Genomic DNA, 8,849 nt, shown 5'->3' with positions numbered 1-8,849 from the left:
CGATCCCCTCGCCGACATCGACTCCCTGGCCGACCACAGCAACATCCTCCTGGTCCTCAAGGAGGGCCGCACCGCCAGCAACCGCGGCGCCTACGGCCTCTGACCCGCAACACCGGCGCACCGACGCCACGAGCCGGTGACCGCCCCGCGCGATCACCGGCTCCCGGTGTTCTCCTGCTCGTTTGCCTCGTCCTTCTCCTTCTGCCACGGCCACCGGCCGGAGATCTCCAGTTCGAGCGACCAGCTGAGGAAGGTTCGGATCGCGACGATCGCGGCCAGCACCGCGATGTCGTTGAGCGTCGGCATGACGGCCACGGTCTTGATGATGTCCGCGGCCACCAGCAGTTCCAGGCCGAGCAGGATGGACCGGCCGAGGAAGCGGCGGAACTGGCGGTACACGCCGGGCTCGCGATGCAGCAGCCGCCACCCGGCGAGCACGGTGGCGGCGACCGTGCCGATCACGATCGCCGCGACACCCGCCGCGTCGATCACCTGCCCGACCATCTCGATTGATTCCTGGAAGTCCATGGCTCCTGAAGTACCACGGTCCCGCCCTCACCGGGTCGAATCGGCGGCGTCAGGCCTGCATACCCCGCCAGATCGTGTCGAGGGCGTGCCGGCAGCGGAGCTCGGTCTCGCGGTCGGAGAGGCTCGCGCCGCGGACCACGAGTTGGTAGTAGATGACCCCCAACAGTGCGTCCAGGGCCGCCTCGACGTCGAGGTCCGCCCGGAACTCGCCGCGGTCGACCCCGGCGCGCAGGGCCTCGATCATCCCGCGCCGGCGGCGACTGACGTGGGAAGTCCAGTACGCCCACTGCAGTTCCTGATCGGACATCACGAGTTCGAGCCGTTTGCGGAACCGGCGCTGCGGGTAGGTCACCCCTCGCGCTTCTTCCTGGCGCTCGAAGAGCATCTCTAGCACCGCCTGCCGGAGATCTCCACTGACGTCCACCTCGGGGATGGCGCGGCCGTGGTCGAGCGCATCCGAGACCAGGTCTGTCAGCGAGGACCACCGCCGGTAGACGGCGGCGCGGGAGACCCCGCTGCCCGTCACCACCGCGTTGACGGTGACGGGCTTGCCCTGGTCGATCAGGCGCAGCGTGGCCTGGATGATCTTCTCGTCGTGCCCGGGCTCCGGGGGGCGGCCCGGCCCGGAACGCCGCCCGGCCCCCTGCGTGGCAGTCATGGTCAGGCCCCGAGCGCCCGCCGGCGCAGCTGGTCGACGAGGCCCGTGGTCAGGCCGGCGTCGTACAGCGGCTGCAGCGGATCGGTGTAGGTGGTGCGCAGGTGCTCGAGGAGTCCGAGCATGGGCGCCCGGGAGTACTCGGTCCGCACGGCGGCCCTGGCAGCGACGTCCATCTGCATGCCCAGTCTGGCCATCATGGGCTCGATCACCGGCCGCACCCGGACCGAGACCGCGGCGATGTTGTGGCCGGTCTCGGCGTAGTCGGTCACGATGGCGTCGCTGTCCGCCCCCACCGCCAGCAGCAGCGCCGCGGCCAACACCCCGGTGCGGTCCTGGCCGGCCGCGCAGTGGAACACCGCGGCGCCGGGCGCGTGGGCGATCACGGCCATCGCCGTGACGATCTGCGGCGCCGCGTTCTCGAACAGCGAGATGTACATCTGCGCGAAGCGGGACTGGTCCCACATCTCCGACGGGTCGACGACGTGGTCCACGGCCGAACTGATCGAGGCCATGAACGGCACGTGGTGGTAGGCGACGGGGTACGCGCCGAGCAGACCGCGGCCGGTGATCTCGGTCTCGGCGATCGAGCGCAGGTCGATGACGGTGCTCAGGCCTGCGGACATCAGGCGGGTCGCGGAGGCGTCGTCGATCATGGACAGGTCGTCGGCGCGCCAGGCGAAGTCCGCCCGGGTGGTCCCGCCGGAGATGGCGATCCCACCCAGGTCTCGCAGGTTGGCGGGCGGGGACAGCGGCAGGGTGGTGGCGACCGGAGCGGCGGACGCGGGCGTGGCTTCCGGCGTGGTCGCGGTCGCGGCGGTGACGGGTGCGGTGGCGGTCATTACTGGATCCTCTTCCGGATGAGAGCGCTGGCCTGGTCGATCACCGTGACCAGCACGATGATGCACAGGACCATGGCGCTGAGATGGCCGTATTCGTAGCGGTTCATGGCGGTGGTGAGCTCGAGCCCGATGCCGCCGGCGCCCACCAGTCCGAGGATGGTGGCGCCGCGGACGTTGCCCTCGAACATGAGCAGGGTGTAGCTGGTGAGCAGAGGCATGGCCTGCGGGAGCACGGCGTACTGGATGATCTGCCGCTTGGACGCCCCCACGGCCTCCATCGCGATGACGGGCCCGCGGTCGACCGACTCCATGGCCTCGGCGAAGATCTTGCCGATCGACCCGAGCGAGCCCAGCGTCATGGCGAGGATGCCGGCGAACGGCCCCAGGCCCACGGCGGAGACGAACATCAGCGCCAGCACGAGGTCGGGCACCGAGCGGATGATGTTCATCGTCCAGCGGCACGGGTAGTACAGCCATCGGGGCGCGATGTTGCTGGCGGCACCGAACGCGATGAACAGGGAGAGGAACGATCCGAGGACGGTGCCGACGATCGCCATCTGCAGTGTCTCGACCAGCAGTTCCACGATCAGTGGGAACTGGGAGAAGTCCGGCGGGAACAACCGGGCGAGGTACTCGCCCATGTTGGCCGCGCCGTCGCCGAGCTGGAGGAAGTTGAACTGCGCGCCGTCGGCCGACCAGAGGAAGATGATCACGGCGACGACGACGCCGGCCGTGAACCGGGCCCGGGGGATACGGAACGCCTGTAGCTGGCGTTCGACCTCGGCGGTCTCCTCGGGTGCGCGGGTGCCGCCGGGCTTGGCGGTCAATGTCTGGGGCCGACTCATGCCTGCTCCTCCTCGTGGTCGTAGACCGCGGACAGGGCCTCGGCGTCCAGGTCGGCGGTCCGGCCCTGGATGAGGACCCGGCCCTCGCGGAGCCCGATGACCCGGTCGGAGTGCTCGAGCGCCAGCGGCAGCACGTGGAGGCTGACCAGGACCGGGACCTGCTCGTCCCGGGCGATCGACTGCAACAGGTGCAGGACGGTGTGGCTGGTGCGGGGATCGAGCGAGGCGACCGGCTCGTCGGCGAGGATGCACCGGGGCTTCTGCATGAGGGCGCGCGCGATCGCGACCCGCTGCTGCTGGCCGCCCGACAGCTGCCGCGCCTCGACCAGGGCCTTGTCGGCGATCCCGACCCGCTCGAGGAGTTCGTAGGCACGCTGCCGGTCGACGGCCCGGAAGGTGCCGAACCGGTTGAGCGGGCCCGCGTGGTGCAGGGATCCGAGCAGGACGTTGGTCAGCACCGACAGTCGGCCGATGAGGTTGAACTGCTGGAACACCTGACCGACGTTCGAGCGCAGCTGCCGGAGCCCGCGGCCGGTGAGGTCGGCGACGTCGGCGCCGTCGATCGTCACTGTTCCGGAGGTGATCGGCGCGAAGCCGGTCAGCGACTTCATCAGGGTCGACTTTCCCGACCCGGAGGAGCCGAGCAGAGCTACGGTCTCGCCGGGGTGCAGCTCGAGGTCGACCCGGTCGAGAACCAACGGGGCGTCGGGGGCGTAGCGCACGGACAGCTCGCGCACGCGTACCCGCGGCGGGCCGAGGGGCGTGTGCGCGGGACCCGCGGCGGCACCGGCGGAGGAGGCGGAGGAGGCGGAGGTCGCCGGGATGGTGGCGGGTCTGGTGAGGACGGGGTTGGAGGAGGTCATGGCGGCGGATCCTGTCCCGATCACTCGAGGTCCGAGATGTCCACGCCGGCCACGGCCGCGATGTCGACCAGGGTCTGGAAGGTCTCCGGGCCGGGCTCGATCATCGGCTCGACACCCTCCGGCAGCGCCTCACCGTAGGTGCCGAGCGCGTCGGCGTTCGCGGCGGAGAACACCACCGGCAGCGCCTCGAGCAGCGCGGTGCGCTTGTCCTCGCTCATCTTCTGGTTGCCCAGCACGGCCAGCGAGACCGGCATGGCGGGACTCTCGCCGATCACGCGGGTCTCGCCCTCCTCGAACGGGAAGTAGGGGCTGCCCTGGCCGGCCATGTCGGTGAAAATCGCGGCGGTGCAGGTCACGTCCACCTGGCCGCTCTTCAGCGCGAGCTGGCTGCGGTCGTGGCCGCCGGAGAACAGGACCTCGTAGTCCTCGCCCTGGGTGAGTCCGGCCCGGTCGAGCATGTACACCGGCATGAAGTAGCCGGAGCTGGAGGCCGGGTCGGCAAAGGCGACGGTGTCGTCCGGGGTGATGTCCTCGAGGGTGCGGATCGGGGAGTCGGCCAGCACGACGCACCGTGCGACGGGGGAGTCGTCGCCCGGCCAGGCCACGAGCGGATCGACCTCGCCGGTGTTGACGCCCATGGCGGTGGGGAAGGCGCTCATGATCCCGATGTCCTCGTGCCCGGATCGGATGGCCTCGATCACGGCCGAGTAGTTGGGGACGTCGGTGATCTCCACCTCGTAGCCGGTCTCCTCGGCCAGCAGGGCGGCGATCTCCTCGACCGGGGTCTCGGCGTTGGGGTCGTCGCTGATGGGCAGCGTCGCGAACCGGATGGTGCGGTCGTCCTGCGCCGCGTCGGCGGACGAGGAACAGCCGGTGAGGGCGAGGGTGCCGACGACGACGGCGCCGCCGAGCGCGGGGAGCAGACGTGACTTCATGGGATGGCCTTTTCGTGACAGGGGCGGGAACGACAGCCATTCAAGGCGGGCAAGGTTGCCGGGTATTACGAGACCGGCGGTACGGCAATGGAAGCTTCTGTGAATGGGAGGTAACGGAATCCGCGGTCTCGCAATATGCGCCCGCGGTTCCGAACCGCCCCCACGGAACTGGAACGCGTTCTACGCTGCGGGCATGAGCTTTGAGGGGAAGTCCGTCCTGGTCACCGGCGGGGGAAGCGGCATCGGCGCCGGGGTGGCAGAAGAGCTGGTGCGCCGCGGCGCGAAGGTCACGATCGTCGGCCGGGGCGCCGAGCGGCTAGCGGAGACAGCGCAGCGGATCGCGGAGAACTCCGGACGTGCCGACGCCGTCCGTGCGCACGCCGCCGACGTCACAGACGAGGGCCAGGTGGCCGCGGCGGTCGCGGCGGCGGTCGAACACGGGGGCGCGCTCGACGGTGTGGTGGCCTGTGCCGGTGGCAGCGAGACGATCGGCCCGCTCACCCAGATGGACACCGAGGCCTGGAAGCGGACCGTCGACCTCAACGTCAACGGCATGATGTTCACCCTCAAGCATTCAGCGCGAGCGCTGGTCGCCCGCGGCGGCGGTTCGTTCGTCGCGATCTCCTCGATCGCCGCGAGCAACACCCACCGGTGGTTCGGCGCCTACGGGGTGACTAAGTCGGCCGTCGACCATCTGGTCGGGCTCGCCGCTGACGAGTTGGGCGCGAGCGGCGTGCGCGTCAACGGCATCCGCCCGGGCCTGATCGAGACCGATCTGGTGGCGCCGATCCTGTCCGACCCGGCGATCGCCGAGGACTACCGCGTCAACACCCCGCTCCCGCGGGTCGGCCGGGTCGAGGACATTGCGGAGGCCGCCGCGTTCCTTCTCGGCGAAGGCTCGACGTGGATCACCGGGCAGGTGATCAACGTCGACGGCGGCCAGATGCTCCGCCGCGGCCCCGACTTCTCCTCGATGCTCGAGCCGCTGTTCGGGGCCGACGGCCTGCGCGGCGTCGTGGCGGACGAGGACTGATCGCTTCGGAAGCCAGGGCCGTCCGGCATAGGTACGTTGAGGACACGCCCTCCGCGGCCGAGCGGACGGCGCCCCATCTGCCCGGCTTCGGAAAGGTCGATCATGGCGAATCTCAAGGAACTGGCCGAGTCCCACCTGGCCACCGCACGCGCCGAGGAGCACGGACGCAGCGCCGAGCTCGTCGCTCACGACGGGCCCCTGCGTCAGTCGGTCATCGCCCTGCGCGACGGGGTCCGGCTGGCCGAGCACAACTCCCCGCCGGCCGCGAGCCTGCAGGTCCTCCGGGGGCGGGTCCGCGTGGATCTGGACAACGAATCCCAGGGCGAGTTCGGCGAGGGCGAACTCTGGATCCTCACCCACGAGCGGCACTCGGTGCTGGCGCTCGAGGACAGCGTGTTCCTGCTGACCACGGTCACCAGCCAACCGGGCCAGGACTCGCGCGCCTGACCCTCCGGCCCAGGCGAAAGCTGTGCGCTGGACGAATGATGGATTATTTTTCATAGGCGTGATCGACCGCTAGAGTGCCCGGTGTGATGGGCGACACAATTCGTAGGTGGGCGCTGAGCGCCGTCGGTACCGCAGTGACCGGATCTCTCGCGCTGGGGGGAGCGGCCAGCGTCGATCTCCTGGGCGTGCCCACCGATCACCTCGAGGTGATGTCTCCCAGCGGGCTCACCGTCGACCCTGGCGCGGTCGGCGTGCACCCGCTGGGCGCGCACTCCGTGGTCGTCGAGGACGGCGCGGTGCGGGTGGTCGAGGGCGAGCAGACCGTGTGGTCGAACGCCCCGGGCGCAGCCTTCCTGTCCGCCGGGACAGGGCACGTCTCCTGGGAGGAGCACCGAGGATACTTCTGGGCCGACGTGAACCACGATCGACAGTGGACGGCCCAGCAGCTGACCGGGGTGGAGGCCGCCCCGGGATCCGTCACTCTCACCGGCGACCTCGTCTCCGCGGACGGTGCGGTCCCGTTCACGGTGAGCTTCACCGAGCGCGCTGACGGCGGGGTAGCGGCCGACGTCGACACCGGCGCCACCTCGGCAGGCGGCGACGACCCGGTCCTGCAGTGGATCGGCGGCCGGTCGGCCGGCGCAGGCGTGCACGGCTTCGGCGAACAGTTCGACGATTTCAACCTCGACGGCCGGCTCGTCCCCGTGGTCGCCCGCGAACAGGGCGTCGGCCGCGGCGAACAGCCGCTGACCCTGTTGGCCGACGTCACCAACGGCGGGGCGGGCGGGACCACCTCGATGACCTACGCGGCGTGGCCGTCGTATGTCACCGGCGACCTGCAGGGCGTCCGGGTGGACCCGGACGACGAGGCCGCGCACGCGTTCGCGGTGGGCGACACCCGCACTCCCGACCGGGTCGGCCTCGAGGTGTGGGCCCCGTCGATGCGGCTCGAGCTCACCCGCGGCGACACCCCGGCGCACCTGATCGCCACGCAGCAGGGTTCGGTGGAGCGGCCGCGGTTGGCCGACTGGACCCAGCAGGGCGCGATCGTCGGCATCCAGGGCGGCACGGACACGGTGCGGGAGACCGTGGACAGGCTGGAGGCCTCCGGAACCGAGGTGGCGGGCGTGTGGCTCCAGGACTGGACCGGGCAGCGCACCACGGACTTCGGCGATCGCCTGTGGTGGACGTGGCAGTTGGACGAGCAGCGGTACCCGGGGTGGGAGCAGCTCGTCGGTGAGTTGCATGATCGCGGCATCCGGACCACCACCTACGTCAACCCGTGGCTCGTCGACGCCGCTCCCAAGAACGACCCCGGGATCCGCAACCTGTGGGCGGAGGCGCGGGACGCCGGGCTGCTGGTGCGCGCGCCCGACGGCAACCCCTACATGGTCGACCAGGGCGGGTACTCGGCGGCGCTCGTGGACTTCACCAACCCGGCGGGCCGGGACTGGATGTCCACGGTCATCGCCGAGGAGGTGCTGGCCAACGGGGTCGACGGATTCATGGCGGACTTCGGGGAGGCGCTGCCGATGGATGCCGTCCTTCACGACGGTGACGCCACCCTCATGCACAACGCCTGGCCCCGCCTGTGGTCGGAGGTCGTGCGTGAGGGCTGCGAGAAGGCGGGACGCCCCGACTGCGTGACCTGGTTCCGCGCCGGCACCTCGGGGATGGACTCGCAGAGTCCGGCGTTCTGGAACGGCGACCAGATGGTCGGCTGGTCGGAGGAGGACGGACTCGCCTCGGCGCTCGCCGGGACGTTCGCCGCCGGGGTGTCGGGCTGGCCGGTCGTCCACTCCGACATCGGCGGTTACACCTCGGTGAACCTGCAGCTGACCGACTACGTCCGCGACGCGGAACTGCTCGCCCGCTGGGGTGAGTACGCAGCGTTCGGCCCGATGTTCCGCAGCCACGAGGGCAACCGGCCGGCGGTCAACCGTCAGGTCTTCGACCCCGAGGAGATCGACGCGTTCGCCCGCAACAGTCGGATCTTCGCGGCGCTTGCGCCCTATCGGGCCGAGGTTCTGGACGAGGCCGCCCGTACCGGGGTCCCGGCGATCCGGCACATGTGGCTCACCCACCCCGGCACCGCCGCCGCAGGAGCGGACGACCAATTCATGTTGGGCGGCTCCCTGCTCGTGGCGCCGGTGATGGCGCCTGGCCAGACCGAGGTCGCGGTGTCCCTGCCGCCGGGCACCTGGCGGCACCTGATCACCGGGCAGGTCTACCAGGGCGACTCGACGATCACGGTGGCCGCACCTATCGGCAGCCCGGCGGCGTTCATCGACAACGCGCACCCGCTGGCCGACCAGCTCGTGGGCGCGGTCGGCGCAGCGGTGCACGGACCCGGCGGTCAGTCGGGGTAGACGGGATCCCGCTTGTCGAAGAAGGCGGCCGCGCCCTCGGTGAGATCACCGTCGGGGATGAGGTCGATCCACAGCTCGCGTTCCAACTCGAGACCGGCGGGTAGGTCCAGGTCCAGCCCGCGGTCGACGCACTGCTTGACGCTGCGGATCGCGCGGGGAGAGTTCACGGCGATCTGCCCGGCGACCTCCAAGGCCAGCCCCAGCGGGTCGTCGTCCTCGGAAATAGCCTCGACCAGGCCGATGCGCAGCGCCTCGGCGGCATCGACCGGCTGCGCCGTGTACTGCAGCAGCTTGGCGCCGACCGGCACGGAACGCGCGCGGGCGGGGGAGCG

At 70.7% G+C, this 8,849-nt stretch carries 10 protein-coding genes; 3 read left to right on the top strand and 7 right to left on the bottom strand.

Going from position 1 to position 8,849, the window contains the following annotated elements; translation table 11 throughout:
* Nucleotides 1-153 precede the first annotated feature (153 nt).
* The 6 genes from ACWIFB_RS05565 to phnD are packed head-to-tail and all read right to left on the bottom strand — an operon-like array spanning nt 154 to nt 4,668.
* Nucleotides 154-528 carry a DUF1622 domain-containing protein gene (locus tag ACWIFB_RS05565; protein WP_344989085.1) on the bottom strand — a complete coding sequence of 125 codons (375 nt, stop codon included), beginning with the start codon at nt 526-528 and terminating at the stop codon, nt 154-156.
* 49 nt (nt 529-577) lie between these two features.
* Complete coding sequence (locus ACWIFB_RS05560) at nt 578-1,186, bottom strand: TetR/AcrR family transcriptional regulator (protein ID WP_344989087.1); 609 nt, start codon at nt 1,184-1,186, stop codon at nt 578-580.
* Nucleotides 1,187-1,188: 2 nt separating this feature from the next.
* A complete protein-coding gene (locus tag ACWIFB_RS05555) occupies nt 1,189-2,025 on the bottom strand; it encodes a tyrosine-protein phosphatase (protein WP_344989089.1) in 837 nt (278 codons plus the stop codon).
* The gene (gene phnE, locus ACWIFB_RS05550; protein WP_452100343.1) at nt 2,025-2,870 is read right to left on the bottom strand and encodes a phosphonate ABC transporter, permease protein PhnE; all 846 of its coding nucleotides are present in this window, start codon (nt 2,868-2,870) and stop codon (nt 2,025-2,027) included. The genes ACWIFB_RS05555 and phnE overlap by 1 nt, the downstream gene beginning before the upstream one ends.
* Complete coding sequence (phnC, locus tag ACWIFB_RS05545; RefSeq protein WP_454057590.1) at nt 2,867-3,733, bottom strand: phosphonate ABC transporter ATP-binding protein; 867 nt, start codon at nt 3,731-3,733, stop codon at nt 2,867-2,869. Before phnC ends, phnE begins: the two co-directional genes overlap by 4 nt.
* A 20-nt stretch (nt 3,734-3,753) precedes the next feature.
* Nucleotides 3,754-4,668, bottom strand: a complete 915-nt coding sequence (gene phnD, locus ACWIFB_RS05540) for a phosphate/phosphite/phosphonate ABC transporter substrate-binding protein (RefSeq protein WP_454057589.1) — start codon at nt 4,666-4,668, stop codon at nt 3,754-3,756.
* Nucleotides 4,669-4,861: 193 nt separating this feature from the next.
* Between phnD and ACWIFB_RS05535 the strand changes: the two genes are divergently transcribed.
* From ACWIFB_RS05535 to ACWIFB_RS05525, 3 genes are all read left to right on the top strand, one after another.
* A complete protein-coding gene (locus tag ACWIFB_RS05535) occupies nt 4,862-5,701 on the top strand; it encodes an SDR family oxidoreductase (RefSeq protein ID WP_452100340.1) in 840 nt (279 codons plus the stop codon).
* Between the two features lie 102 nt (nt 5,702-5,803).
* Nucleotides 5,804-6,148 carry a cupin gene (locus tag ACWIFB_RS05530; RefSeq protein ID WP_452100339.1) on the top strand — a complete coding sequence of 115 codons (345 nt, stop codon included), beginning with the start codon at nt 5,804-5,806 and terminating at the stop codon, nt 6,146-6,148.
* An 86-nt stretch (nt 6,149-6,234) separates the two neighbouring features.
* Nucleotides 6,235-8,517 carry an alpha-glucosidase gene (locus ACWIFB_RS05525; RefSeq protein WP_454057588.1) on the top strand — a complete coding sequence of 761 codons (2,283 nt, stop codon included), beginning with the start codon at nt 6,235-6,237 and terminating at the stop codon, nt 8,515-8,517.
* Here ACWIFB_RS05525 and ACWIFB_RS05520 read toward each other — a convergent pair.
* On the bottom strand, nt 8,505-8,825 hold the full coding sequence (locus tag ACWIFB_RS05520; RefSeq protein WP_454057587.1) for an enoyl-CoA hydratase-related protein: 321 nt from the start codon (nt 8,823-8,825) through the stop codon (nt 8,505-8,507). The two genes, ACWIFB_RS05525 and ACWIFB_RS05520, sit on opposite strands and share 13 nt — an antisense overlap.
* Nucleotides 8,826-8,849 lie beyond the last annotated feature (24 nt).

The organism is Dietzia sp. NPDC055340, assembly GCF_053645335.1.
Note: the sequence above shows the minus strand (reverse complement) of the source record. Positions and strands in the feature narration are given on the sequence as shown.